Below are 24,867 nucleotides of genomic sequence, written 5' to 3' on the forward strand. Positions count from 1 at the left end.
GGCACCGTTGCTTGCTCCTTCGTCGCCTACGCAACGGCGCCTGATCGACGGGACGGGCGCGAACCGCCGACTTCGTCGGCGATCCCTCCTCGGGGTCGGGATGTGTGGGCTGGGAATGTGGCGCCGGCTGCGCGGTGACCGCCGGCCTGGTGCTCTCGGGTCGATCAGATCGCGGCGGCGGGTTTCGGCGTGGTGGGCAGGGAAGCCGGTGGCGGTGGTGGTGTGGTCGAGCCGCGCGCGAGGGTGCCCAGGCGGGTGTGGTTGAAGACCAGGTTCAGCAGGAACGCGGTGGCCGCACCGAGGGTGACGCCGCTGTCGAGAAGGATCTGGGCCGAGGTGGGGAACTTGTCGAACATGTCCTTGGTGAACACCGGCAGCAGGCCGATGCCGATGGCGGTGGCCGCGACGGTCGCGCTGACCCGGTCCGTCAGATCGGCTTTGAGCAGCGTGGTGATGCCGACGACGGCGACTGTCGCGAACAGCACCAGCCCGACCCCGCCGACCACAGGCTTCGGAATCACCGCCACCACCTCGCCGATGCGGGGCACCAGTCCGAGTACCACCAGGATCGCGCCGCTCACCGCGGTGACATACCGGCTGAAGACCCTGGTCGTGGCGACCGCGCCGACGTTCTGATTGAAGATCGTGTCGACGAACGCGGTGAAGATGCCGCCGAGCACACCCGACAGGCCGTCGCCCACCAGGCCGCGCGCGAGATCGCCCCTGCTCAGCGGTTTTCCAGTGATCTCGCTGATCGCCAGCATGCTCGCGGTCGACTCGGCGAACACCACGGCCATCACGATGCTCATCGCCACCACGGCGGTCACCGGGAACTGTGGCGACCCGAAGTGGAACGGCTGCGGGATCCCTACCCAGTCGGCGGTACCGATCCCGGCGGTGGTGATCAGTCCCATCGGCAGCGCGATCACGATGCCCGCGACCAGCGCGATCAGCACGCCGAGCTGCGACCACACGCCGCGTCCGAGGCAGACGAAGCCCACCGCGATCAGCACCACCACCGCCGCCAGCCCGATATTGGAGGGCGAGGCGAAGCCGGCCGACTTCGGGTCGGTCCCGATGATCAAGCCCCCGGCGACCCCGATCAGCGAGACGCCCACCACCGTCAGCACGGTCCCGGTGACCAGCGGCGGGAAGAACCGCACCACCCGCGCGAACGGCCAGGCCAGCGCGACACCGGCCACACCGCCGATCAGCATCGACCCGTACACGGCGTCGAGGCCGTACTCCTTGGCGATCAGGATCATCGGGTTGAGCCCGACGAACGTAGCGCCGCAGACGATCGGCAACCGCGCACCGGCCAGCTTGCCGGCACCGAGGCTCTGCACCAGCGTGATGATGCCCGCGACCAGCAGATCCGCACTGATCAACAGCGGGATCGTCGCCCGGTCCAGCCCCGCGGCCGCGCCGAAGACCAGCGGCACGGTGATGCAGCCGGTGTACATGATCAGGACGTGCTGGATGCCGAAGGCCAGTTGCCGAGCGAACGGCAACCGGGTGTCGACGGGATGCGCCTCACTCATGTAACAGGTTGTAGTCCCCGTTTTTTACCGTGAGTGAGCGCCGTGTTTCGTCGGAGTTGCGGGTCGGATATATCACCCGGTGGGTTCAATACCGCTGGTAACCGCCCTGCGGGTAGTTCGGTCGCTGCTGTGCTGCCCGGATCCAGCGCCCGGTCGACGATGCCGCGGCAAGGCTGAGCATCAAGACCGCGACCGCGGCTTGGACGAGCCCGATGGCCACACTCGCGCCGGATGTCACCGAGGATGACGCGGAGGTCGCGAGGGAGACGAGACTGCCGAGTGCGCTGAGCGCCGCCACGGCAATGACGATCACCCGGCCCGCTGTCTTGCGGAGGAACAGCAGGATAGAGCCGGTGAGGAGCAACAGGCCCAGCGCGGCGCCGGTGACGACGAAGGTCATCACCAGCGGCGAGACGGACGTGCTCGAGCACTCGAAGCTGCCGTCCGGCTTCTGGACGAATTCGCCGGAGCATTCGTAAGCGCGTGTGGCGTTATAGCTGACCACCGCACCAACAAGGGAAACCAGCGAAAGCAGAAGGGCTAGAACGGCAGCGATGATCCCGGTAGCGCCCGAGGCGGCAGGCTGGGGATAGCCGTATCCGGGGGCACCGGGGCCGGGCGTCGCGTATCCGGGAGCGCCATAGCCGGGCACAGGAGCGCCGTACCCGGGAACGCCGGGGCCCGGTGCTCCGTACCCGGGTGCGGCTTGGCCGTACGGGTGGTAGCCCTGCTGGCCGTTCGGCGGATAGCCCTGACCTTGCTGCTGCCCATACGGATACCCCATGACGCCCCCCTTTTCCTCGGATACACCTGCCGAAATTCGTTCGCACGGTGCGCGGTCCGGTCGGACGCGCACCGGCCCGAACTATACGGCCGGGTCCCGACGCGTGCTCAGATGCGGCTGAGCAGCGTCAACGGGTCCTCCAGGAAACCCTCGGTGGTGGCGAGGAAGCGGGCGCCGAGCTCGCCGTCGACCATGCGGTGATCGAAGCTGAGGCCGAGGGTGGTGACCCAGCGGACGGCCAGTTCGTCACGGAAGACCCAGGGGCGCTTGCGGATCGAGCCGAGGCACAGGATCGCGGCCTCGCCCGGATTCACCAGCGGGACGCCGCTGTCGACACCGAAGACGCCCACGTTGGTGAGGGTGAAGGTGCCGCCGCGCAGGTCGTTCGGGGTGGCATTGCCGGAGCGGGCGGTGTCGGCCGCCCAGCTGATCTCGCGGCACAGCTCGCGCAGGCTCAGCGACTGAGCCTCCTTGAGATTGGGCACCATCAGGCCGCGATCCGAGGCGACCGCGATCCCCAGGTTCACATAGTGCTTGGTGACGATCTCCTGGTTCTGCTCGTCCCACGCGGTATTGATCCCCGGATACTCCGCGATCGCCGCCAGCGTGGCCTTGGCGACCAGCGCCAGTGGCGTGAGCGTGAGTCCTTCGAAGGACTTGGTGGTGCGCAGGTGGTCGAGCAGCTCCATCGACGCGGTGCAGTCGACGGTGACGAAGGTGCTGGCCTGGGGAATCGTGCGCGAACTGGCCTGCATCGCGGCGGCGGTGCGCTTCCGGATGCCCGCGATGGGCGTGCGTTCTTCGCGGGCGGTGGGCTCGATCAGGCCGTCCCCGTCGGTGACGTGGCCGTTCGACGGAGCGGGCACGACATCGCCGAGGCGGGCGGGGGTGCGCGGCTGGGTCACCGGCACGGCCGAGCGCACGTCGTCGACGGTGACCGCGCCCTCCGGCCCCGAGCCCGCGACGAACCACAGGTCGATGCCGAGTTCCTTGGCCAGTTTGCGTGCCGCGGGGGTCGCGGCGGCGCGATGGGAGCTCGGCGTGCTCGAGGCCATGGACGGCGTGGCTTTCCTTCTCCGCGAGGTCGATTCGGCCTCGGGCCCATACCCCACCAGCACGTTCGTGTGAGGCTCCGCGGTCGGTGGGGCCGACACCTCGAGATCGTTGCGCACCCGGATCAGTGGTGCGCCGACCGGGACGGTGTCACCGGGCTGAGCCAGCAGTTCGACCACGACCCCGGAGAACGGCGACGGCAGCGCGACCACCGCCTTCGCGGTCTCCACCTCGGCGATGGTCTGGTTCAGTTCCACCGTGTCGCCGACCGCGACGGTCCAGGACACCAGGTCGCCGTCGGCCAGGCCTTCACCCAGGTCGGGAAGGCGGAACTCGAGAACATGACCGTCGTCGTCGGCGGCTGGTTCCGGCACGAGGGCACCTTTCATCACGCGGCTAGACAGCGGTCGACCGCCGCCAGAATGCGGTCGGGGTCGGGCAGGTGGTGCTTTTCGAGCTTAGCCGGGGGGTAGGGGATGTCGTAGCCACCGACGCGCAGCACCGGCGCCTCGAGGTGATAGAAGCAGCGTTCGGTGACGCGGGCCGCGATCTCGGCGCCGAGCCCGGCGAACACGGGCGCCTCGTGCACGATGACCAGCCTGCCGGTCTTGTCCACCGATTCCGCGATCGTGTCGACGTCGATCGGCGAGAGACTGCGCAGGTCGATCACCTCGAGCGAATGTCCTTCCTCGGCGGCGATCTTCGCCGCGGTGAGTGCGGTGGCAACGGTGCCGCCGTAGGCGACGACGGTGGCGTCGGCGCCGCGGGTGCAGACCCTGGCCTTGTGCAGGGGCAGATCCGGTTCGCCTTCGAAATCTACGTCGGCCTTGTCCCAATAGCGACGTTTCGGTTCGAAGAAAATGACCGGGTCGTCCAGTGAGATCGCCTGGCGAATCATCGAATACGCGTCGGCGGGCGTACTCGGTGATACAACGCGAAGGCCCGCGGTATGCGCGAAATACACCTCGGGTGATTCCGAATGGTGCTCGACCGCGCCGATGCCACCGCCGAACGGAATGCGGATCGTCAACGGTGCCGTCACTTTTCCGCCGGTACGGTTGTGGATCTTGGCCACCTGCGAAACGATCTGGTCGAAGGCCGGATAGACGAAACCGTCGAACTGGATCTCCACCACGGGACGGTATCCGCGCAACGCCATCCCGAAAGCCGTTCCGACGATGCCGGATTCGGCCAGCGGTGTGTCGATGACGCGATTGTCGCCGAAATCCTTCTGCAAGGTGTCGGTCACGCGGAACACGCCACCGAGCCGGCCGATGTCCTCGCCGAGTAGGACGACTTTGGCGTCGTCTTCCATCGCACTGCGCAGGCCGACGTTGAGGGCGCCGGCGAAGGTGGTGATCATGACTGCGCTCCTTCGGCGAGGTAGGCCGAGAGCTGTTGGCGCTCTTCGGTCATCAGTGGATGCTCGGTCGCGTAGACGTTGTCGAACATCCGCACGGGATCGGGGTCGGGCATCTCGATTGTCGCGGTGCGCAGCCGGCGGGCGACCTCGTCGGCCTCGTCGGTGACCTGCCGGGTGAATTCGGGGGAGAGGTCGCCTTCGCCGTCGAGGAGTAGACGCACGCGCTCGATGGGGTCGCGCTGGGCCCAGTACTCGGTGTCGGCGGCGGTCCGGTAGCGGGTCGGGTCGTCGGCGGTGGTGTGCGGGCCCATCCGGTAGGTCATCGCCTCGATGAAGGTGGGGCCGCCGCCGGTGCGCGCGCGTTCGACGGCCTGGCGGGTGACCGCGAGGACCGCGAGCACATCGTTGCCGTCGACCTGTACGCCCGGAATCCCGTAGCCATCGGCTCGGCGCACCAGCGGGGTATGGCTCTGCACGGCCACCGGTTCGCTGATCGCCCACTGATTGTTCTGGCAGAAGAACACGACCGGCGCGCTCCACGCCGCGGCGAATCCGAGTGCCTCGGCGAGGTCGCCCTGGCTCGTCGCGCCGTCGCCGAAGTAGGCGATGGTGGCGATATCGGCGCCGTCGAGGTGGGCGGCGAAGGCGTAACCGGTCGCGTGCAGCCCCTGGGATCCGACGACGATATTGGCATTGGTCATCTTGACCTCGTGGGGGTCCCAGCAGTGGTGCGAGACGCCGCGCCAGAGGGCGGTGAGTTGCTCGGGCGGGACGCCACGGCAGTAGGCGACCGCGGTTTCGCGGTAGGAGCAGAACACGTAGTCGTCGGGGTGCAGCGCGTGCGCCGAGCCGACCTGCGCGGCTTCCTGGCCGAGCAGCGGCGGCCACAATCCGAGCTGGCCCTGGCGTTGCAGCGCTGTCGCTTCGACATCGATCCGGCGGGTGATCACCATGTCCCGATACAGCTGCCGCAACCGCTCGGCATCGATGTCGGCGACCAGCGCGCCGTGCTCCCTGTCGAACACCCGACGGCCGTCGGGCTGAACCAGCTGGACCGGGTAGGTCTGCTTCTGCGACATCGTGATCGCCTCCTCGCTACCGCGCCTTGTGGGCCGATGCAGGTACGCCACTCCGCTGAGTGCGATGTGTATCACTCAGCATCCACCATAATGCGGTGTGCGCAAGTGGTACACGCGCACATGAGCAGAATGCATGGTCTGCGGGGGTGGTGCGCTGTCATACTGCGTTGTATGACCAGTCGCGAACCTGACGTGACACTCGACGCCACCGACGCGCGTTTGCTGCGCGAGCTGATCGCCAACCCCCGTGCGACCGGGGTGGAGCTCGCGGCGCGCCTCGGCCTGTCGCGCAACACAGTGCAGGCGCGTCTGGCGCGCTGGGACAGCGGCGGGGTGCTCGGCAGCTTCGAACGCCGGGTGGAACCGCGCGCCCTCGGCTACCCACTGGCGGCGTTCGTCGCGGTCGTGGTCGACCAGCACCGACTCGACAGCGTGGTGGACGAGCTGGCTGATGTTGCCGAGGTCACCGAGGTCTGCGGGATGACCGGCGCCACCGATCTCACCGTCCGCATCGTCGCCCGCGACGCCGACGACCTCTACCGCATCGCGGGCCGAATCCTGAAGATCCCCGGCGTGGAGCGCACCAATATGGCCCTGGTCATGCGTGAGCTGGTGGGACCGCGGACCGGCCCGTTGCTCGACCGGCTGGCAGGCCCGAACTGAACTCGGCCCTGCCGCCGGACCCTCAGGTGCCGGTGGGCAGGAAGCGGCGCACGACGAGGCCGGCTACCAGGGCCCAGAAGGCGCCGCCGATGCCGAAGAGAGTGGTGCCGGAGGCGGCGACGAGGAAGGTGACCAGGGCTGCCATGCGGTGGGCGGGGTCGCTGAGCGCACCGGTCAGGGCGGCGGCGAGGGTGGCGAGCAGGGCAAGGCCCGCGACGGTTTCGATGGTTCCCTCCGGCGCGGCGGCGATGAGAGTGACCAGGGCGGCGGAGGCGAGGCCGAGGGCGAGGTAGCTGGCGCCCGCTGTCGCCGCGGCGATCCACCGCCGTTTGGGGTCGGGGCTCGCCGACGGTGCGGCGGCGAGGGCGGCGCTGATCGCGGCGAGGTTGATCGCGTGGCCGCCCGCTGCCGCGCCGAGGATGGTGCCGATACCGGTGACGAGCATGGCGGGACGCCACGGGACCTGGAAGTCGAACGAGCGCATCACCGCGACGCCCGGAATGTTCTGCGAGGCCATGGTGACGATGTAGAGCGGGATGGCGATGCCGACGACGGCCTGCCAATGCCACTGGGGGACAGTCCATTCCACAGTCGGAACCATGGCGGACAATTCCAGGTGCCGGTTGTTCACCACGATGTCGATGCCCGTACCGACGGCCGCCGTGGCGAAGGCGACGAGCACCGCCCACTTGGGTGCGAACCGTTGCAGGACCAGCCACACCACGATGACCGGGACGACCACGGCGGGCGAGGTGCGCAGCGCCTGCACCGGGGCCAGGCACAGCGGAACGAGGACACCGGCCAGCATCGCCTGCGCGATCGGCACGGGGATCGCGGCCACCAGCGAGCCGAGCCGCTGCCACAACCCGGTAATCACGATCAGCACGCCGGTCACCGCGAAGGCCGCGACCGCGCCCGGCCAGCCGCCCGCGACCAGTCCGGTGCTCGCGAGCAGGGCGGCACCCGGCGTGGACCAGGCCAGCGTGATCGGGATCCGGTACCGCACACTCAGCAGCAGAATGCCGATGCCCTGGGTGAAGCACAGGATCAGCAGGCCCGACGCGGCCTGCGCCGGACTCGCCCCCACCGCGCGCAAACCACTCAGCACCACCGCGAACGAGCTCGTGAAGCCGACCAGTGCGGTGATAGCGCCCGCACCGAGCGGCTGTGCGATGCCCGCCGGTTTGTCGGCGATATCGGGCGAAGTGGTGGAGACCTGCGACATTGTGCCGATAATGCCCGACGAAGCGGGGGTCGTCGCCTGCCAGTCTCACGAAAGTGGACTGATTCGCGCTGAGTGTGAGCCGGTCCAGTTGGGTGATCGGCCCGCGAACGCTCCCCCCGGCGATACGTCCTGCGGGCATCGATGCCGGCCATCGTGGCAGGCCGTCCGGGTTGGCGTTCGGCCGCGAAATTGCGTGCACGGGTGCCGCTGCGCCGGTTCGATGCGTAGGGTGTCGAGAACGGTTTCGCAGGCGGGGGCTCGGAGTAGGAGTGGGATTGGGCGCGGTGTTGATTTCCTCGGGCGAGCTGCGGGAAGAGCTGGCCGACAAGCCGATTCATCTGCTCGATGTGCGGTGGGCGCTGGGCGATCCCAACGGCCCGCAGCACTATCTCGACGGACACATCCCGGGCGCGGTGTTCGTCGACCTGGAGACCGAACTGGCCGCCGCGCCATCGCCCGCCCGTGGCAGGCATCCGCTACCCGACCCGGGCACCTTCGAGAAATGCGCGCGCAGCTGGGGATTGAGCGCGGGGGATCCGGTGGTGGTCTATGACGCGACCGGGGGAACGGCGGCCGCGAGGGCATGGTGGCTGCTGCGCTGGGCCGGTGTGGACAACGTGCGCATCCTCGACGGCGGGTTGCCCGCGTGGATCGCGGCCGGTGGCGCGATCGCGACGGGCGCCGAAGCCGACCCCCTCGACGGTGACCTGGTGGTACGGCCAGGCGGTCTGCCGGTGATCGACGCCGACGCCGCCGCGAAATGGTCGGGAGTGCTGCTCGACGCTCGCGCGGGCGAGCGGTATCGCGGCGAGGTCGAACCGATCGATCCGCGTCCCGGACACATACCGGGCGCGATCAGTGCGCCGACGGCCGAAAACCTGGACGGCACAGGGCATTTCCGGAGCGCCGAAGAGCTGCGCGCACGTTTCGCCGGATTCGGCGAAGGCCCGGTCGCGGTGTACTGCGGATCCGGCGTCACCGCCGCCCATCAGATCGCGGCTCTCGCCGTCGCGGGCATCGACGCCGCCCTCTACCCGGGCTCGTACTCGCAGTGGTCGAACGATCCGAAACGGGCCGTGGCGACCGGAGAATGAGCGCCTGCGGTGCGATTCGCCTACGAGGGCCGGTCGGCGTGCAGGGGTGTCGTGCCGATGAACTGATCGATCACTGCCGCGGTGCGAGCGGGTTGGTCTTCGGCGACCCAGGTCAGCGAGTTCGTGATCGATGCGAGGCGGGCGTTCGGAAAGTCTTCCGCGAGTCGTCGCGCGTGTTCGAACGGGAAGAATCGGTCCTGCTCCGCCCATGCGATGAGCACTGGAAGAGTGGCCGACCTGAAGCGAGCGGCAGCATCGAGGGTGTACTTGTTGTCCACGGCGCGAAGGAATTTGAGACTGTCGCGCACGATCGCGCGATCGTGTGTCATTCCGTGCAGGTAGTGGTCTATCAGCTCGCCGCAGATCGGGTTGTTCGACAGGCCACCGAATCCGAACCGCGAGCGTGCGTACGTCTGCCGAACCGTGGGGAACCGAAGGAGCAAGCCTGTGAGTGATCCAGCCCCCGGTGTGCGGGCCATCCAGCACAGGTAGTCGAACAGCGGTGGCGGGAAGTTCTCGTAGGCGTCGCACGGTGTCAGCACCAGCCGGGCGATTCGTTCGGGCCGGTGGGTCACCACGAGCTGGGAGAGCATGCCGCCGCCGTCGTTGCCGACCAGCGTCACTGCATCCAGATCGACAGTCTCGATCACATCGGCGATCGTCTCGGCGATGCCCAGCGGGGTCAGATCCGCATCGGGAGTCATCGGTATCCGGTGCGCTCCGAAAGGCCAGTCGGCGGTGATGCACCGATATGAATCGGCCAGTCGGGGAACAACTTTGCGCCATGCCGCCGCATTGGCGAACAAGCCGTGCACGAACAGCACCGGCTCACCCTGCCCGCGTTCGTAGATCCGGATAGTGCCCTGGGGCAGGTGCACAAGGCGAGACTCGCCGAGTTCGGAGACAACACTCATCACGTTTCCTGTTCGATCGCAGCGCGAGCACGATGCGGTGCTCGTTCATCCCGGTTGATCTCGTGCAAGCATGGCGGGCATGGGTCAGCGACCGCTTCCAGAAACGTGCTACCCGTCGGCAGCGAGCGCGGACGTGTGGTTGTGGATAGGCCACGCCGTCTACCGGGGGCCTTCGCTGCGGCTCGACCGCCACTCAGGGTCGGTGCACTGCCTCGCTGTCGGCGTCGACGGCCCGTTCGCCCTGCACGCCGATTCGTTCGGTCGGCGCACCGTTCGCAGCGCGTTGATACCCCCACGCACGCTGCACCAGGTAGTCGCGCAGCAGACCCGAATGCTGTTCTGCTACATCGACCCCGGGTCGCCCCGCGCCCACGGGTGCTGGGAGCAGATAACCGAGCGCGTGCACGAATTCGGCGTCCACCACCACCACGAAACCGCCCTGATCCGCCTCGCCGCCCGCGACGACATGGACCCGGCCGAGGTGATGGACATCGCGTGCGGGCCGGCGCGGATCCGACTCGATCCGAGGATTGCCGCCGCGACCGCGATCGTGCGCGCGCACCCGACCCGATCGATCACCGCGGAAGAACTCGCGGCCGAAGTACAGCTGTCGAAATCCCGGCTGCTGCACCTGTTCACCGAACACGCGGGCACCACCTTCCGCCGCTATCGTGTCTGGGCGCGCATGCTCGCCGTCGGCCGGGCTGTCGCCAAAGGTGCCGACCTCACCACCGCCGCGGCCGACGCCGGATTCGCCAGCCCCTCACACTTCAGCGACACTTTCCACGCCATGTGCGGGCTCTCCGCGACTGATCTGCTCAGCACCGGCGCGCGGATCAACGTCCTGGACTGAACGCCTTCTCGCGGTCCTCACGGGCAGCCGCGGGCGATGTCGTGCAGAGTCGCGTTGTCGGCGGCGGTGATGGGCAGGTCGTAGTCGAGGGCCACGGTGAGGTACTTGGCGGCATAGAAGCAGTGGTTGGGTCGCGCGGGCGGCAGCCATGCGGCGGGGGTGTCGTCACCCTTGGCCTGGTTGGTGGCGGCGCCCGTCGCGAGGAGGTTCACCGCGAGGTCGTTGGCGAAGCGGCGACGTTTGTCCGGGGTCCAGGTCGCGGCGCCCATATCCCAGGCGGCGGCCAGTGGGTAGACATGGTCGATCTGGATCCGGCCGCCGTCGGACTTGCTGAAGCGGATGTCGGTGGCGGTGTAGGGGTCGGTGAGGATGCCTTCCACCACCACGCAGTGGCCCCGATGCACCACCTCGCGCAGCTGCATCGCCAGCACGTTGTTGCGGGTATCGCAGCCGTCGTGGCTGCCGGGGGCGTCGGAATCATCGGTCCAGGCCGGGCCGAACACGCAGGCCTGACCCGCCTTGCACCCACGTTCGTAGCCGCCGGGCCGAGGACGCGCGGCGATCACGCGCACCGTGTCGAGCAAAGCGGTGAGCTCGGCGCGCGTCGGACTACCGGGTGCGGGTGTGACCGGCTGTTCCGGTCCGATCACCGCGCACCCGGCAACCGCGAGCACTGTGACGAGCAACCACGCCGGTTTCCCCATACCCGCATGTTGTAGCCGGTGGTACCGACAACAATCGCGCTTCGAGCGGCGCCGGGCTCGGGGAAGGCCCGCCTCAGTCGACGATGCGGCCTATAACCACGCCCGGGCCAGCAGGTCGTCCGCGGCTTGCTCGGCCGGGTTGGGCGGGAATCGGGTGGCTGCTATCGAGGAGACGTGGGCGCCGTCATGGCCGACCAGCCACGAACCGCCACGGTCTTCGCATTCGGCGATCTTGGCGAAGACGGTGAGCAGGAAGGTGATGGATTCGCTGGGGTCGATGGTGTGCGCCAGGCGCTGGGATTCGCCTGGCCGCGACAGATCGAGCCAGACGCCTGCCTGGCCGTCCAGCCGCATGCCGAGGATCTTCGTGGTGTCGATGAAGGTGAATTTGCGCCGTTCCCAAGGGGTGTTGGGTGTGTAGCTCTGCTCGAGAACCTGGAGCAGAATCGTCATCGCTGCCCTCCGCACGAATTACAAGGGGTCATCGGTCGAACCGGATCGTCCGGTCCGCCTGGGTCCATATGGAGTTGTCGCCGGTGGGTGTTCCGGCCCGTGACCTGGGGTTATTTCATTATGTTCTCGTTGCGGCGAGAAATCCAGGGGTATGGCGGCCGTGATCGGTGTCGGTGCCGCCTGCTTGGATGGAGCTCATGCTGCACGGTCTGTGGTCCCCCGAATCGGGCCTACTGCTGTGGCACGACGCGGAGCCGGTCGCCGTGGGGTCGGTGCTCGGCGACATCCTGGATCGCGCGAGGTTCCGGCACCGGGCCCAGGTGCTCGTCGTCGATGCCGAGGGACAGTCCGGTACCGCCGAGGTGCGCGCGCACGCGCTCGCGCCACCGACGGCGGCCGTTGTGCTGCGCAGCCGACTGCCGCGCGAGCACATCTCCGGCGATCTGCGGTTCCTCGCGCACGTCGCGCGCGGCATCGAACGGTGGGTGCGGGCCGGACGCGTGGTGCCCCAGATCGAGCGGGCCGACGGCCAGTGGTGGGTGCGCTGGCGGCTCGTCGGCGGACAACGTCAACGGGCGTGGCTGGCCGAGCTGGCCGCCGCGATGCCGCCGGCGCTGCGGGTGGCGGGCCCGCCCGCCGCCGTGCTGGACGACCTGTGCGCACATCTCACCGACCCGATTGCCCGCGAATATCTCGCGCACCGCACGATGACGCACCCGCTGCTGGCCGCGCTGGTCGCCGACACGCCGTTGGACGTCGGCTCCTACCGCCTGTCGGAAACGCTGACGCAGTGGCGGGAAGGCTATGCCGCCGATGAGCCGGAGCTGGTGTTGCGCCTGTGCGAACCCGACGGCGAATTCGGCACGGCCGACGAATCGGTGGCGCTGTGGCGACTCCAGGTGTGCCTGCGCCCGGTCGACGACGCACCCAAACCCGTTGTCTTCGAAGATGATCCGGTGCTCGTGCGCACGGCGGCCGAGAAGCTCGGCCAGGCGCGCAAGGCCTACCCGCGCCTGCGCGACCTCCCCACCGATCCGCGCGGCCTCGACCTGCTGCTCCCCACCGAGGTGGTGGCCGACCTGGTGGCCCACGGTGCACATGCCTTGCAGGAAGCCGGTATTCGGCTGCTCCTGCCACGGGCCTGGAACATCGCCGAACCGAGCATGCGATTGCGCGTGAGCAGTCCCGCCGCCGCCGAATCCACCGTCGGCCTCAGCGGCCTGCTCTCCTACCGGTGGGAGTTGGCGCTCGGCGATCTGGTGCTCACCCAGGCCGAGATGGAACGGCTGATCAGCAGCAAATCCGACCTGGTCCAGCTGCGCGGCGAGTGGGTGCAGGCCGACCATCGAGCACTGGCCGCCGCTGCCCGCTACGTCGCGCAGCATGCCGACGACAGCCCGATCACCCTGGCCGACATGATCGGTGAACTCGCCGCCGAGCGGGTCGACAATGTCCCGGTCACCGAGGTCACCGCCGACGGCTGGGCGGCCGAATTGTTCGCCAGGGAAAGCGAACCCGAGCCGGTTCCGGTTCCGGTCGGCCTGAAAGCCCAGCTACGGCCCTACCAGGAACGTGGCCTGAGCTGGCTGGCCACGATGAGCAGGCTGAACTGCGGCGCGATCCTGGCCGACGACATGGGCCTCGGCAAGACTGTGCAGGTGCTGGCGCTGCTCGTACACGAGCGCGAGGTCGGCGCAGCTGCCGTGGCGCGTGAGAAGACGCAGCCCGCGGTGGTCGACGAGCTCGCCGCCCTCGCGACCTACGACGCCGCGGCGCGGGTCGGACCGACGCTGCTGGTGTGTCCGATGTCGGTGGTCGGCAACTGGCAGCGGGAGACGCAACGGTTCGCGCCGGACCTCCGGGTGCTCGTGCATCACGGTCCAGGTCGGCTCCAGGGCTCGGAATTCGCTGCGGCGGTGGCTGATTCGGATCTGGTGATCACCACCTACGCACTGCTCGCCCGCGATATCACGCTGCTGAACGAACAGCAGTGGGAGCGGATCGTGCTCGACGAAGCCCAGCACATCAAGAACGCGGTGACCCGGCAGGCGCGTGCGGCCAGGGCGCTCACCGCGCGACATCGGCTGGCGCTCACCGGAACTCCGGTCGAGAACCGGCTGGAAGAACTGCGGGCGCTGTTCGACTTCGCCATGCCGAAACTGCTCGGCAGCCCGCAATCGTTCCGCGCCAAGTTCGCGGTGCCGATCGAGCGCGAACGCGATCAGCAGGCCATCGATCGGCTGCGCCTGATCACCGATCCGTTCGTGCTGCGCAGGCTCAAAACCGATCCGGCGGTGATCAGCGACCTGCCGGAGAAGCTGGAGATGACGGTGCGGGCCAACCTCACCGTCGAACAGGCCGCCCTCTACCAGGCCGTCGTCGACGACATGCTGGAGAAACTCAAAGACGCGAAGGGCATGGCGCGCAAGGGCGCTGTGCTCGGCGCGCTGACCCGCCTCAAACAGGTCTGCAACCACCCCGCGCACTATCTGGGCGACGGTTCGCCGATCCTGCGACGCGGCGGCCACCGCTCCGGCAAGCTGGCGCTGGTCGAGGACGTGCTCGACGCGGTGCTCGCCGACGGCGAGAAGGCCCTGCTCTTCACCCAGTTCCGTGAGTTCGGCGACCTGATCCTGCCCTACCTCACCGAACGGTTCGGCACCCCGATCCCGTTCTTGCACGGCGGCGTGGCCAAGCAGCGCCGCGACGATATGGTGACCGGCTTCCAGGGGGAGAACGGCCCGCCGCTGATGTTGCTCTCGCTCAAAGCGGGCGGCACCGGGCTGAACCTCACCGCCGCCAATCACGTGATCCACCTGGACCGCTGGTGGAATCCGGCCGTCGAGAACCAGGCCACCGATCGCGCGTTCCGGATCGGCCAGCAGCGCGCGGTGCAGGTCCGCAAGCTGGTGTGCGTCGACACCATCGAAGAGCGGATCGACGAAATGATCAACGGGAAGAAGCAATTGGCCGATCTGGCGGTCGGCGCGGGCGAGAACTGGATCACCGAGATGAGCACCGACGAACTGCGCGAGCTGTTCACCCTCGGCGCCGAGGCGGTGGGTGAGTAGATGGCCGACTTCAGCCAGTTCGGTCCGCGCAAACCGGTGCGCGGCGGCGCCCAGGCTCGCGGCGGTTTCGGCCGGACCTGGTGGGGCAAATCGCTGCTCGACGCGGTGGAGAAGGTCGCCGACGCGGGCAGGCTCTCGCGCGGACGCACCTACGCCAGGGTCGGGCAGGTGGTGAACTACCGGATCGAACGCGGCGCGGTGACCGCGGAGGTGCAGGGCAGCCAACCGAGCCCGTTCACCTCGGTGCTGTCGATCCGGCCGCTGCGCGAGGACGAGGTGGACCTGCTGCTCGCCGAGATCAGGGAGGCGCCCGGCATGTTGGCCGAGATCGCCTCGGGCGCGCTCCCACCCGCGCTCGGCCCGCACCTGCTGCCGACCACGGCCTCCGAACTGGACTTCACCTGCAGCTGCCCGGACATGGGCTGGCCGTGCAAGCACGTGGCGGCGGTCTGCTATCTGCTCGCCGAGCGCCTGGACGAGCAGCCCAGCGAGATCCTCACCCTGCGCGGCCTCGACCTGGACACCCTCATCGGCGGTGTCGAGAAGTCCACGCGCACCGCCGATTCCGACGACCCCTACGGCGACGAGCTGGTCCTACCCGAGCTGCCCCGCGTCGAATTCCACGCCGTCATCGACGACCTCGACGCGATTCCGCTGCGTCGCGCGCTGCGGATGTCGGCCGAGGACGAACCGACCGCGGCAACCGGTTTACGCGAATTGCGTTCGCTCTATACCGAATTCGACGACTGAGTCGACGGTGCGGCCCGGTCTGCTGTTGAACCCTGGCATCAGCCCAGCTCGTACTCGAACCAGATGTGGTGTCCGCCTTCGGCATCCACGTACAGCGCGCCGGTACCGGTGATGCCGGTCAGTTCCCCGGTGCCGCTGCGGGGGACGATGTGGAAGAACTCGTCGGTGCGGTCGGTACCACCGGTGGTGGCGGAGTGGACGAAGTTGAACGCACCGGCCTTGCCGTTCAGCGCACCCTCGAAGGACTCCATCGCGAGATAGGTGCCCGCGCCGGTGCTCATGTCGAAGGCGGCGGTGAACAGCGTGGCCGAGAGCCCTTCGATCTCGCCCGCGTAGGCCTTCGTCATGGTCGAGATGCCGACCGGCATCCCGGTGACGATGGGCGGCTGCGGCGTCAGCTCGGTGGGATCGAACGCGGTGACCTCGAAGGTGCCGATGGCTTTCATGCGCCGATGCTAAACCCGGCCACCGACAGAAACCGGCTCGCGGACGCGGCGATTCACGCGGTGGGCTCGATCCGGTAGAACCGGACGGCATTGCCGCCGAACACCTTCCGCAGGTCGTCGGTGCTCGCGCCCGCCTCGCTCAGCGCGGTGGCCACGGTCTCGGCCGCGCCGCCGAGGCTCGTGATCGGCTTGTCGACCGGAAAGTTCGACCCCCAGATCAGCCGGTCGGCGCCGAACACCGCCAGCGCGTGCGCCAGCAGCGGCCCCACCCGTCTCAGCAGTGTGGGGACAGGTGTCGCAGCACCGCGTCGTGGCACCGGATGTCCGAGCACCGGCATCATCAGCCCGCTCACTTTGGCCACCACGTTGGGCTGCGCGGCCAGATCGGTGAGGTCCTCGCGCCACCGATCGAACAGGACCTCCCGCTGTCCGGCGGTGTGCCCGGTGTCCTTGCCGACCGGCCCGAAGATGCCCGCGGGCGTCCCCAGATGATCGAGCACGATCGGTACCTCGGGGAACCGTTCGGCCAGCGCCGTCACCTCGGGGAGCTGCCCCGAGTACACCCAGGCGTCGAACGAGAGCCCCCGCTCGGCGAGCTGCCCGAAGCCGTGCAGGAACGCCGGGGCGGTGAGTGCGCCGTCGTGGGCGGCGAAGGACTTCACGGCGGGATCGGGGTGGTGGGCGACCATCGTCCGGATACCACGGAACAGCGGCGACGCGGACTGATGCGCATCGAGCACCGCGCCGAAATCCGCGCCGGCGGGGTCGGCCGAGCCGATGATCGTGGCCAAGGCGGGCGTGTCGACACCGAACGGCAGGCTCGCCACCCAGCGCGTCTCGTCGGGCTTCCAGCCCGTCCACTGCACCTCGATTTCCACCACGGATTCGACCGGCGTATTTCCCCGGTCCGCGCGGTAGTCGGCGGGTAGATAAGGCTGGAGGTAGGCGCTGGGCTCGCCGACGAATTGGCGGTCACGCAGCGGGGCCAGCTTCGCCGCGATATCGACCGGTAAAGGCAGATAGCGCATCAATTTCGCGAGCTTGCTGAACTCGCGTGGGGTGGCATGCGGATCCCACTGGTGAATATGGGCATCGATGATGTCGAAGTCGGTCAGATCCATGCTGTGCGTCCCATCGCCGCCGCTGGCAGAGCTCACGGCGATTGTCACACGCCAACGGCGCGCCGCGACGGATTACGCGGCTCACACAGTGCGCCGATACTGTCCGCCCACCGCGAAGAAGGCATCGGTGACCTGCTGCAATGTGCACACCCGCGCCGCGTCCATGAGCACTTCGAAAATATTTCCGTCGGTGTGCGCTACCTCGGTCAGCCGCGCCAGCGCGCGATGGGATTCCTCGGCGTGATCAGCCTGGAAACTGTGCAGCCGGTCCAGCTGGGAGCGGCGTTCGGTTTCGGTGCCGCGAGCCAGTTCCAGCGGGGCGTGTTCGGTGCCGTCGTCGCGGCCACGGAAGGTGTTCACTCCCACGATCGGTAGGGATCCGTCGTGTTTGCGCTGCTCGTAACGCATGGACTCGTCCTGGATGCGACCGCGCTGATAGCCGGTCTCCATCGCGCCGAGCACTCCGCCGCGTTCGCTGATCCGCTCGAATTCGACCAGCACGGCCTCTTCGACGAGATCGGTGAGTTCGTCGACGATGAAACTGCCCTGGAGCGGATTCTCGTTGACGGCGAGCCCCCATTCTTTGGCGATGATGAGCTGAATCGCCAGCGCGCGGCGCACCGAATCCTCGGTCGGGGTGGTCACCGCCTCGTCGAAGGCATTGGTGTGCAGGCTGTTGCAATTGTCGTAGACGGCGATCAGCGCCTGCAGGGTGGTGCGAATGTCGTTGAACTGCATTTCCTGCGCGTGTAGTGAACGACCCGAGGTCTGCACGTGGTACTTGAGTTTCTGGGCGCGTTCGCCCGCACCGTACCGGTCGCGCATCGCGATCGCCCAGATCCGGCGGGCCACCCGGCCGATCACCGTGTACTCGGGATCCATGCCATTGGAGAAGAAGAACGACAGATTCGGGGCGAAGTCGTCGATCGCCAGCCCGCGCGCGAGGTAGGTCTCCACATAGGTGAATCCGTTGGCGAGGGTGAAAGCGAGCTGGCTGATGGGATTCGCGCCTGCCTCGGCGATGTGATATCCCGAAATCGAGACCGAATAGAAGTTCCGGACGTCGTTGCGTACGAACCATTCCTGGACGTCGGCCATCATGCGCAGGCTGAATTCGGTGGAGAACAGGCAGGTGTTCTGGCCCTGGTCCTCCTTGAGGATGTCGGCCTGCACCGTGCCGCGCACGGTCGACAGCGTGCGTGCCCGGATATCGGCGGCTTCCGCCGATGTCGGCTCGCGCCCTTCGGCATCGGAGAAGCGCTGCAGCGCCTGATCGATCGCGGTGTTGAGGAAGAAGGCGAGGATGGTCGGCGCGGGGCCGTTGATGGTCATCGAGACCGAGGTGGTCGGGGCGCCGAGATCGAAACCGTCGAACAGGGTGCGCATGTCCTCGACGGTGGCCACCGAGACTCCCGAGGTGCCGACCTTGCCGTAGATGTCGGGGCGTTCGGCCGGGTCGTGGCCGTAGAGGGTGACGGAGTCGAACGCGGTGGACAGGCGGGTGGCTTCGGCATGGGCGCTGAGGACCTTGAATCGCCGGTTGGTGCGGGCCGGATCACCCTCACCCGCGAACATCCTGGCGGGGTCCTCGTTCTCGCGCTTGAACGGGAAAACGCCCGCGGTGAACGGGAATCGGCCGGGCAGGTTCTCGGCGCGCAGAAAACGCAGGAGGTCGCCGTCGTCGGTGCAGCGGGGGAGGGCCACACGGGGAATGCTGGTCCCGGACAGGGATTCGCGGCGCAGCGGCGTGCGCAGTTCGCGGTCGCGGATACGCACCACCTGCTCGTCGCCGCGGTAGCTCGCCGCGACCGCCGGCCATTCGGCCAGTGCCGCGGTCGAGGCCGCGGAGAGGGCGGGACGGGCCTGTGTGAGCAGGTCGGTGACGGCCGTGTCGTCGGGGAGCTCGTCGTGTACCAGTGCCAGTCGTTGAATCCGTTGGGCGGCAGCGGCTTCGCGCTGGGTGTCGGCGTGGTAGCCGCGGACCGTGTCGGCGATGTCGGCCAGATACCGGACCCGTGACGGGGGCACGAGCTGGGCGAAGCGGGTGGAGACCGAGGTGTCGACGCGGGGCAAGGCGCCGGGCTCGAGTGTCAGGCCGTGTTCGGTGAGCAGGCCGGTGAGGTGCTGGTACAGGGCGGTGACGCCGTCGTCGTCGAACGTCGCCGCGCTGGTGCCGAAGACGGGCATGTCCGCGGGGCTCGCGCCGAATTCCGCACGGTTGCGGATCAATTGGCGCGCCACATCGCGGACCGCGTCGGCCCCGCCACGGCGCTCGTACTTGTTGATCGCGACGACATCGGCGTAGTCGAGCATGTCGATCTTCTCGAGCTGGGACGCGGCGCCGAACTCCGGCGTCATCACATACAGCGCCACATCCACGTGGTCGACGATGCCCGCGTCGCCCTGTCCGATGCCGGGTGTCTCGAGGATGACCAGGTCGTGACCGGCGGCCCGGCAGGCGGCGATCATGGCGTCGATATCGTCGGGCAGTTCGTGATTGCCGCGGGTGGCCAGTGACCGGAAATACACGTGATCGCCGTCGAGGGCGTTCATCCGGATCCGGTCACCGAGCAGGGCGCCGCCGGCTCGCCTGCGGGTCGGGTCCACCGCGAGCACGGCGATGCGCAGCTTGTCCTGCTGGTCGGTGCGGAGCCTGCGCACCAATTCATCGGTGAGGGAGGACTTTCCGGACCCGCCGGTGCCGGTGATGCCGAGCACGGGAACACGCCGTGTGGTCGCGGCCGCGAGGATCGCCGCCCGATCGGATTCGGGCAGCGAGCCCTGCTGCAGGCAGGTGATGGTGCGCGCCAGGGCGTTTCGATCGCCGGTGTAGAGCGCGTCGAGATCGGGGGCGGTGCGCGCGGGGTCGACATCGCAGAGCTGGATCAGTTCGTTGATCATGCCCGGCAGGCCGAGGCGCTGGCCGTCCTCGGGGGAGAAGATCCGCACGCCGCTCGCCGCGAGCCGCTCGATCTCCTCGGCGACGATCACCCCGCCGCCACCGCCGAAGATCCGCACCTCACCGGCGCCCGCCTCGCGCAGTGCCCGCGCCAGGTATTCGAAGAACTCGATGTGCCCACCCTGATACGAGCTCACCGCGACACCCTGCACGTCTTCCTCGATCACCGCGTCGACGATCTCGCGCACCGACCGGTTGTGCCCGAGATGGATCACCTCGGCGCCTTGGGCCTGCAGAATCCGCCGCATGATGTTGATCGCCGCGTCGTGCCCGTCGAACAGTGCCGCCGAGGTCACGAATCGCACGGGATTCACCGGAACATGCAGGCTCATGACTGCCTCCGCCATTGATAGATCGCCCGATACTAGGACATCAAAGTAATTCTACTGTGAACCGCGTCACTTGGCCGCGAAACGCCCCGTCCGGCTTGCGGCGGAATCATCACCGCAGGTCGACATACTCGACGGATGGTTCGCGAGCACCGGGTGGATGTGGCGTTGGAGCGACTGGTGGCGTCCGCAGTGATCAGTGGGGAGCAGCGGGGAGCGGTGCTACGGGCGGTCGACGAGCAGGAGCGGGCCGGGCGCGCGAGCGGGGGGCGGGTGGCCGCCGAGATCGTGGCGTACCTGGGGGCCGCGCTGGTGGCCGCGGGTTTGGGGCTGTTCATCGACAAGGCGTGGGCGCAGGTGGCGCAATCGGGGCGGGTGGTGTTGCTGGTGGTGGTCGCCGGGTGCGCGATGTGGGGAGCGGTGGTACTGGCCGAAGGATGTGTGGGCGTGTTCCGCCGGGTGCCGATCGCGTCGGCGGGGCGGGTGCGGCTGGCGGCGGTGCTGCTCGTGCTGGCGGCGGTGTCGGTGACCGGTGCGGTGACGACGGCGTTCGACGGGCATCATGGCGACGCGACGGCCGTCGCGGCCTCGATCGCGGGACTGTTCACCGCCGTTCTCGGATATCTGCTGGTGCCGAGCGTGCTCGGAACGGTCGCGGTGGCCTGCTTCGGTGTCGCGAGCATTCTGAGCGTCACCTCGGAGCTGGTCGATGTCCGGTCGCCGTGGCAGGGGATCGCGCTGATGGCATTCGGTGCGCTGTGGTTCGGACTCGCGTCGGCTCGCCTGCTGGTGGCCGAATGGGCCGGATATGTCCTCGGCGGGGTGATCGCGGTGATCGGGGCGCAATCGGTGACGTTCGGCGAATCGCTGTGGCGACCCTGCCTGACCGCGCTGATCGGGGTGCTCTGCTTCGTGCTGTACGTGCTGCGCCGCGACGCCGTGCTGGTGCTCGGCGGGGCGGCGGGGATCGCGATCGCGGTCGTGCAGGTGGTGGCCGACTACACCGCTGGTGGGCCGGTCGTCGCCTGCGTGGTGTTGGGGATCGGCGCGCTGGTGCTCACCGCGGGGGTGGTGGTCGTGGTCGGCAAGCAGCGATGACCTGCGGTGGGCCTCGGGCGGCTCGGTTCAGGTCAGCGGATCAGGGTGGTTTCCTGGGCGCGGATCGTGCGGAAGAAGCGGGGACCCACATCGGCGCCGTCGTGGTTGTAGCTGTCGATGATCTCGGCGAGTTCGTCGGCGAGCCGGCGTAGGTCCTCGGTGGCGGTGATGCGGTCGAATTCGTCGGGTTCCCAGCCCCACGCGGGGGGTATGTCGGTGATGGTGACGACGATCTGGTCGGCGAACGGGGTCGTCACGGCCACGGTGAGCTCGGCGGGAGCCGCGGCGAGGGGGCTGTGGACGGTGACCTCGCCGGGCGCGCCCGCGGCGACGAAAGTGCGGGCGAAGGCGATGTCCTCGCGGACCGATTCCACGATCGAGGCGGTGCTCGCGTGCCTGCCCGCACGGTGGTGCCGCGAACCGTAGACGCGGTCCGGCGCGCCGCCCGAAGCAGTGTGGTCCGCGGCTTTTCGGAGCAATCGGTCCAGCATCCGTTCCGCGGTGGCGCGCTCGCCCGCGCCGGTGTTCTCGTGGTCGATCAGTGCGCGCAGGCGGGTGATCCGCACGAAGTGGTCGCTGCCCATGGCGACGATTGTGCCGCAAATCGGGCGCGGTGGAATGCGTCACAGACGGCGTGCCACAGTTCAGATCCAGGTCACCGGAGAGCGGCGCGGCTCGGTATGGTCTGCACCATCCGTGACCGTTGATTGACAAGAGGGTGGCTGTGACCGAATTCGAGACGATTCTGCTGGAGCGCAAGGGCGGCACCGACGGTAAGGGCGGGGTCGGCTGGATCACCCTGAACCGGCCCAAGGCACTCAATGCTCTCAATGCCCAGGTCCTCGACGACGTCATCGCCGCGCTCGACGAGCTCGACCGCGATGATTCCATCGGCGCCGTCGTGATCACCGGCTCGGCGAAGGCCTTCGCGGCGGGCGCCGACATCAAGGAGATGGCGCCCAAGTCGTACATGGACATGTTCCTGGCCGACTACTTCGCCCGCTGGGACCGCCTGGCCAACTTCCGCAAGCCCACCATCGCCGCCGTCTCCGGGTACGCGCTCGGTGGCGGCTGTGAGCTGGCGATGCTGTGCGACATCCTGATCGCCGCCGACAACGCCAAGTTCGGCCAGCCCGAGATCACCCTCGGCGTCATCCCCGGCATCGGCGGCTCGCAGCGTCTCACCCGCGCGATCGGCAAGGCCAAGGCGATGGATCTGATCCTGACCGGCCGGATGATCGGTGCCGAGGAAGCCGAGCGCTCCGGGCTCGTCTCGCGGGTCGTGCCCGCCGACGAACTGCTCGACACCGCGCTGGAGGCCGCGCAGACCATCGCGTCGATGTCGCTGCCGGTCGCGATGATCGCCAAGGAAGCGGTGAACCGCTCGTTCGAGAGCACGCTCGCCGAGGGGCTGCTGTTCGAACGCCGGGTGTTCCATTCGCTGTTCGCGACCGAGGATCAGAAGGAAGGCATGGCCGCCTTCGTCGAGAAGCGGCCGCCGAACTTCACCAACCGCTAGTTCGGTTTCCAGCGCGGCGCACCGTCGATGAAGTGCGCGGTACTCGGCGCGGTGCCCTGTTCAGGGGACCGCGCCGAGGGGTTGTCGTTGCTGAGCAGGCCGGCGACCGTGCCACCGAGGGTGGCCGTCACCGCGACCGCGGCGAGAAGTTTTCGGCGACCCTGGCGCGGCGGCACTCCGATGACCCCCGCGCCTCCACGCGGCATCCGTAACCGCGCCGAGGGGCGACGGGCGCACAGCAGCACCGCGCCGCGCGCCGAAACATATTCCGGCTCAGGGTCGTACACGATCGGCAGGCCGATCAGCCGGGCCAGATCCGCGCGCAGGCTCGGGTTGCGAGTGCAGCCGCCCAGTAGTGCCAGCGCTCCCGGCTGCACCCCGGTCTCCTCGATCAGCAGGCGAACGAACGACGCCGAATGATGCAGTCCCGCTTCGCAGAGGGCGGCCAGATCGCTGCGGGTGAGCACGGCGCGGCCGCCGGTGTCGGCATCGGCGGCGGTGACAACTCTGGTGCGGCTCAACGATTCCCGATGTTCGCGGCTGGCGTGCGCGTCGGCCGAGACGCCACTGCGCGCGAGTTGTCGGCGCAGCAGCGCGTCGTAGCCGTTGCCGCTGATGACGGTGCTGCGTTTGCCCGCGAGGATGGTTTCGGTACGGCAATCGGCGTGGGTGATGGTCAAACCGGAACTACCCAGGTCGTAGAGCATCACCGAGTCGGTGGCGGGCAGCAGGCCGCTGAAACGCAGATAGCGCAACTGGGCCAGTGGTTCGTCGACGATCGCGAAGTCGGCCTGGCCCGCTGCCGCTCTGATCGCATCGGCCTGTAACTCGCTGCGGCAGGTGACCGCGGTGCCGGAGATGTACTCGTCGCGTTCGGCGGCCGCGGCGCGCATGCGATGGATCGCGGTGAGTACCGATTCCTCCACCGATCCGCCCGCCCGGCGCGGTACGTGGATCCGGTCGATGGGCGGCATGTGGGGCTGATCGGAATGGGTCAGCAGCGCACGGGCTCCACCCGCGCCCGCCGACACCCCGAGGATCAGCACCATGCGCTACATCGTGAACCTTTTCGGGCTAGCTGCCAAGGGGATCGGCAGAAGATTCTCCGGTCGATTGCCAGGTCGCGTGGAATGCGAGGTTTTCCGGGTCGTCGACCTCGAAATCGCCCGCGTCGTGACGGAACTGTGCCAGCAGTCGTAACAGGTCGCGGCCCTGGTCGGCGGGCAGGCCGGGTTCGGCGAACACCTCGGCGTTCAGTGCCGCCGTGGCTTCGGCCACGGATTTCCTTCCCGCGCTGGTGATTTCGATGAGAGTTGCCCGTCGGTCACTGGGGTGCGGGACGCGGACCACCAGCCCCGCGGCTTCGAGCCGATCGACGGTATTGGTCACGCTCGTCGGATGCACCTGCAGACGCGCACTCGCCTTGGCCATCGGCAGCGCGCCGGTGCGGCTGAAACTGAGCAGCTGCAGGAGTTCGTAGCGGGAGAACGTCAGCCCGGACGGTTTGAGCGCCTCGTCGACGCGCGCCATCACGATCTGCTGCGCCCGAACCAGCGAGGTCACCAGGGCCATCCCATCGGCGACCGACTCCCAGCCGTGGGCGACCCACTGCCGGTAAGCCTCGGCGATAGGGTCCTGGGAAAGCGGTCTGGGCCGTGACATGAAAACGATCATTCCACGACCCAGCCGCTTTCCCACAGAGCGAGCGGCGGGAATTGAACCCGCGTAGACGGCTTTGCAGACCGTTGCCTTACCACTCAGCCACGCCCGCCTCGCCATTGATAGTGCCGTGCTCCGGTGCTCGCGGCGAGGGTTGGGATCAGCGTGATCTCAACGATCAATCCAGCG

General features: G+C 68.3%; 22 protein-coding genes and 1 tRNA gene. 7 read left to right on the top strand and 16 right to left on the bottom strand.

The features are described from left to right. Window positions 1–164: 164 nt before the first annotated feature. The 5 genes from ACFULV_RS31605 to pdhA form a co-directional block, all read right to left on the bottom strand. On the bottom strand, window positions 165–1,541 hold the full coding sequence (locus tag ACFULV_RS31605) for a uracil-xanthine permease family protein (RefSeq protein ID WP_378663120.1): 1,377 nt from the start codon (window positions 1,539–1,541) through the stop codon (window positions 165–167). A gap of 85 nt (window positions 1,542–1,626) precedes the next feature. Further along, entirely contained in the window at window positions 1,627–2,325 is a 699-nt protein-coding gene (locus ACFULV_RS31610) for a hypothetical protein (protein ID WP_378663123.1), read from the bottom strand. A gap of 107 nt (window positions 2,326–2,432) precedes the next feature. Next, window positions 2,433–3,752 (bottom strand): dihydrolipoamide acetyltransferase family protein, encoded by a 1,320-nt coding sequence (locus tag ACFULV_RS31615; protein WP_378663126.1) that lies wholly within the window; start codon window positions 3,750–3,752, stop codon window positions 2,433–2,435. Between the two features lie 14 nt (window positions 3,753–3,766). Next, window positions 3,767–4,741, bottom strand: a complete 975-nt coding sequence (locus ACFULV_RS31620) for an alpha-ketoacid dehydrogenase subunit beta (RefSeq protein WP_378663129.1) — start codon at window positions 4,739–4,741, stop codon at window positions 3,767–3,769. After that, window positions 4,738–5,820 carry a pyruvate dehydrogenase (acetyl-transferring) E1 component subunit alpha gene (gene pdhA, locus ACFULV_RS31625; protein ID WP_378663132.1) on the bottom strand — a complete coding sequence of 361 codons (1,083 nt, stop codon included), beginning with the start codon at window positions 5,818–5,820 and terminating at the stop codon, window positions 4,738–4,740. The genes ACFULV_RS31620 and pdhA overlap by 4 nt, the downstream gene beginning before the upstream one ends. A 171-nt stretch (window positions 5,821–5,991) precedes the next feature. On the opposite strand from pdhA, the gene ACFULV_RS31630 reads away from it, so the two are divergent. Continuing rightward, complete coding sequence (locus ACFULV_RS31630) at window positions 5,992–6,483, top strand: Lrp/AsnC family transcriptional regulator (RefSeq protein WP_378663135.1); 492 nt, start codon at window positions 5,992–5,994, stop codon at window positions 6,481–6,483. Window positions 6,484–6,505: 22 nt separating this feature from the next. On the opposite strand, the gene ACFULV_RS31635 is transcribed toward ACFULV_RS31630, so the two are convergent. Then, complete coding sequence (locus tag ACFULV_RS31635) at window positions 6,506–7,708, bottom strand: benzoate/H(+) symporter BenE family transporter (protein WP_378663136.1); 1,203 nt, start codon at window positions 7,706–7,708, stop codon at window positions 6,506–6,508. A 287-nt stretch (window positions 7,709–7,995) separates the two neighbouring features. Between ACFULV_RS31635 and ACFULV_RS31640 the strand changes: the two genes are divergently transcribed. Then, on the top strand, window positions 7,996–8,802 hold the full coding sequence (locus ACFULV_RS31640) for a sulfurtransferase (RefSeq protein ID WP_378663205.1): 807 nt from the start codon (window positions 7,996–7,998) through the stop codon (window positions 8,800–8,802). A gap of 20 nt (window positions 8,803–8,822) precedes the next feature. Here the strand turns inward: ACFULV_RS31640 and ACFULV_RS31645 are convergent, their stop codons facing one another. Beyond that, a complete protein-coding gene (locus ACFULV_RS31645) occupies window positions 8,823–9,716 on the bottom strand; it encodes an alpha/beta fold hydrolase (RefSeq protein WP_378663139.1) in 894 nt (297 codons plus the stop codon). Window positions 9,717–9,795: 79 nt separating this feature from the next. On the opposite strand from ACFULV_RS31645, the gene ACFULV_RS31650 reads away from it, so the two are divergent. Beyond that, window positions 9,796–10,569, top strand: a complete 774-nt coding sequence (locus ACFULV_RS31650; protein ID WP_378663142.1) for a helix-turn-helix domain-containing protein — start codon at window positions 9,796–9,798, stop codon at window positions 10,567–10,569. Between the two features lie 17 nt (window positions 10,570–10,586). Here ACFULV_RS31650 and ACFULV_RS31655 read toward each other — a convergent pair whose 3' ends face one another. Further along, entirely contained in the window at window positions 10,587–11,273 is a 687-nt protein-coding gene (locus ACFULV_RS31655; RefSeq protein ID WP_378663145.1) for an HNH endonuclease family protein, read from the bottom strand. A 90-nt stretch (window positions 11,274–11,363) separates the two neighbouring features. Then, window positions 11,364–11,726, bottom strand: coding sequence for a hypothetical protein (locus ACFULV_RS31660; RefSeq protein ID WP_378635708.1), 363 nt, complete (start codon window positions 11,724–11,726; stop codon window positions 11,364–11,366). Window positions 11,727–11,923: 197 nt separating this feature from the next. Here ACFULV_RS31660 and ACFULV_RS31665 point away from each other — a divergent pair, with 197 nt between their 5' ends. Then, the gene (locus tag ACFULV_RS31665; protein WP_378663148.1) at window positions 11,924–14,797 is read left to right on the top strand and encodes an SNF2-related protein; all 2,874 of its coding nucleotides are present in this window, start codon (window positions 11,924–11,926) and stop codon (window positions 14,795–14,797) included. Continuing rightward, complete coding sequence (locus ACFULV_RS31670; protein ID WP_378663151.1) at window positions 14,798–15,547, top strand: SWIM zinc finger family protein; 750 nt, start codon at window positions 14,798–14,800, stop codon at window positions 15,545–15,547. A 38-nt stretch (window positions 15,548–15,585) separates the two neighbouring features. On the opposite strand, the gene ACFULV_RS31675 is transcribed toward ACFULV_RS31670, so the two are convergent. From ACFULV_RS31675 to icmF, 3 genes are all read right to left on the bottom strand, one after another. After that, complete coding sequence (locus tag ACFULV_RS31675; RefSeq protein WP_378663154.1) at window positions 15,586–15,993, bottom strand: DUF3224 domain-containing protein; 408 nt, start codon at window positions 15,991–15,993, stop codon at window positions 15,586–15,588. A gap of 53 nt (window positions 15,994–16,046) precedes the next feature. Further along, window positions 16,047–17,114, bottom strand: a complete 1,068-nt coding sequence (locus ACFULV_RS31680; protein WP_378663157.1) for an amidohydrolase family protein — start codon at window positions 17,112–17,114, stop codon at window positions 16,047–16,049. A gap of 81 nt (window positions 17,115–17,195) precedes the next feature. Further along, window positions 17,196–20,405: a fused isobutyryl-CoA mutase/GTPase IcmF gene (icmF, locus tag ACFULV_RS31685; protein WP_378663159.1), complete on the bottom strand. Its 3,210-nt coding sequence runs from the start codon at window positions 20,403–20,405 to the stop codon at window positions 17,196–17,198. Window positions 20,406–20,540: 135 nt separating this feature from the next. Between icmF and ACFULV_RS31690 the strand changes: the two genes are divergently transcribed. Beyond that, window positions 20,541–21,500 (top strand): DUF2157 domain-containing protein, encoded by a 960-nt coding sequence (locus ACFULV_RS31690; RefSeq protein WP_378663162.1) that lies wholly within the window; start codon window positions 20,541–20,543, stop codon window positions 21,498–21,500. Window positions 21,501–21,532: 32 nt separating this feature from the next. Here the strand turns inward: ACFULV_RS31690 and ACFULV_RS31695 are convergent, their stop codons facing one another. Continuing rightward, window positions 21,533–22,084, bottom strand: coding sequence for a hypothetical protein (locus tag ACFULV_RS31695; RefSeq protein WP_378663165.1), 552 nt, complete (start codon window positions 22,082–22,084; stop codon window positions 21,533–21,535). Between the two features lie 140 nt (window positions 22,085–22,224). Here ACFULV_RS31695 and ACFULV_RS31700 point away from each other — a divergent pair, with 140 nt between their 5' ends. Continuing rightward, window positions 22,225–23,019 carry an enoyl-CoA hydratase gene (locus ACFULV_RS31700; protein ID WP_378663168.1) on the top strand — a complete coding sequence of 265 codons (795 nt, stop codon included), beginning with the start codon at window positions 22,225–22,227 and terminating at the stop codon, window positions 23,017–23,019. Here the strand turns inward: ACFULV_RS31700 and ACFULV_RS31705 are convergent. The 3 genes from ACFULV_RS31705 to ACFULV_RS31715 form a co-directional block, all read right to left on the bottom strand. Next, window positions 23,016–24,068 (bottom strand): hypothetical protein, encoded by a 1,053-nt coding sequence (locus ACFULV_RS31705; RefSeq protein WP_378663171.1) that lies wholly within the window; start codon window positions 24,066–24,068, stop codon window positions 23,016–23,018. The two genes, ACFULV_RS31700 and ACFULV_RS31705, sit on opposite strands and share 4 nt — an antisense overlap. Before the next feature lie 25 nt (window positions 24,069–24,093). Further along, complete coding sequence (locus ACFULV_RS31710; protein WP_378663174.1) at window positions 24,094–24,681, bottom strand: MarR family winged helix-turn-helix transcriptional regulator; 588 nt, start codon at window positions 24,679–24,681, stop codon at window positions 24,094–24,096. A gap of 38 nt (window positions 24,682–24,719) precedes the next feature. After that, window positions 24,720–24,790, bottom strand: a tRNA-Cys gene (locus ACFULV_RS31715). Between the last annotated feature and the right edge of the window lie 77 nt (window positions 24,791–24,867).

This window comes from Nocardia sp. NPDC057272 (genome assembly GCF_042668615.1).
Classification (GTDB): Bacteria; Actinomycetota; Actinomycetes; order Mycobacteriales; family Mycobacteriaceae; genus Nocardia.

Bases quoted from the DNA above. Each gene is read 5' to 3' on its own strand.
- ACFULV_RS31605 (WP_378663120.1), bottom strand. From the start codon at position 1,541: ATGAGTGAGGCGCATCCCGTCGACACCCGGTTGCCGTTCGCTCGGCAA.
- ACFULV_RS31610 (WP_378663123.1), bottom strand. From the start codon at position 2,325: ATGGGGTATCCGTATGGGCAGCAGCAAGGTCAGGGCTATCCGCCGAAC.
- ACFULV_RS31620 (WP_378663129.1), bottom strand. From the start codon at position 4,741: ATGATCACCACCTTCGCCGGCGCCCTCAACGTCGGCCTGCGCAGTGCG.
- pdhA (WP_378663132.1), bottom strand. From the start codon at position 5,820: ATGTCGCAGAAGCAGACCTACCCGGTCCAGCTGGTTCAGCCCGACGGC.
- ACFULV_RS31630 (WP_378663135.1), top strand. From the start codon at position 5,992: ATGACCAGTCGCGAACCTGACGTGACACTCGACGCCACCGACGCGCGT.
- ACFULV_RS31635 (WP_378663136.1), bottom strand. From the start codon at position 7,708: ATGTCGCAGGTCTCCACCACTTCGCCCGATATCGCCGACAAACCGGCG.
- ACFULV_RS31645 (WP_378663139.1), bottom strand. From the start codon at position 9,716: ATGAGTGTTGTCTCCGAACTCGGCGAGTCTCGCCTTGTGCACCTGCCC.
- ACFULV_RS31650 (WP_378663142.1), top strand. From the start codon at position 9,796: ATGGGTCAGCGACCGCTTCCAGAAACGTGCTACCCGTCGGCAGCGAGC.
- ACFULV_RS31655 (WP_378663145.1), bottom strand. From the start codon at position 11,273: ATGGGGAAACCGGCGTGGTTGCTCGTCACAGTGCTCGCGGTTGCCGGG.
- ACFULV_RS31660 (WP_378635708.1), bottom strand. From the start codon at position 11,726: ATGACGATTCTGCTCCAGGTTCTCGAGCAGAGCTACACACCCAACACC.
- ACFULV_RS31665 (WP_378663148.1), top strand. From the start codon at position 11,924: ATGCTGCACGGTCTGTGGTCCCCCGAATCGGGCCTACTGCTGTGGCAC.
- ACFULV_RS31670 (WP_378663151.1), top strand. From the start codon at position 14,798: ATGGCCGACTTCAGCCAGTTCGGTCCGCGCAAACCGGTGCGCGGCGGC.
- ACFULV_RS31675 (WP_378663154.1), bottom strand. From the start codon at position 15,993: ATGAAAGCCATCGGCACCTTCGAGGTCACCGCGTTCGATCCCACCGAG.
- ACFULV_RS31680 (WP_378663157.1), bottom strand. From the start codon at position 17,114: ATGGATCTGACCGACTTCGACATCATCGATGCCCATATTCACCAGTGG.
- icmF (WP_378663159.1), bottom strand. From the start codon at position 20,405: ATGAGCCTGCATGTTCCGGTGAATCCCGTGCGATTCGTGACCTCGGCG.
- ACFULV_RS31690 (WP_378663162.1), top strand. From the start codon at position 20,541: ATGGTTCGCGAGCACCGGGTGGATGTGGCGTTGGAGCGACTGGTGGCG.
- ACFULV_RS31695 (WP_378663165.1), bottom strand. From the start codon at position 22,084: ATGGGCAGCGACCACTTCGTGCGGATCACCCGCCTGCGCGCACTGATC.
- ACFULV_RS31705 (WP_378663171.1), bottom strand. From the start codon at position 24,068: ATGGTGCTGATCCTCGGGGTGTCGGCGGGCGCGGGTGGAGCCCGTGCG.
- ACFULV_RS31710 (WP_378663174.1), bottom strand. From the start codon at position 24,681: ATGTCACGGCCCAGACCGCTTTCCCAGGACCCTATCGCCGAGGCTTAC.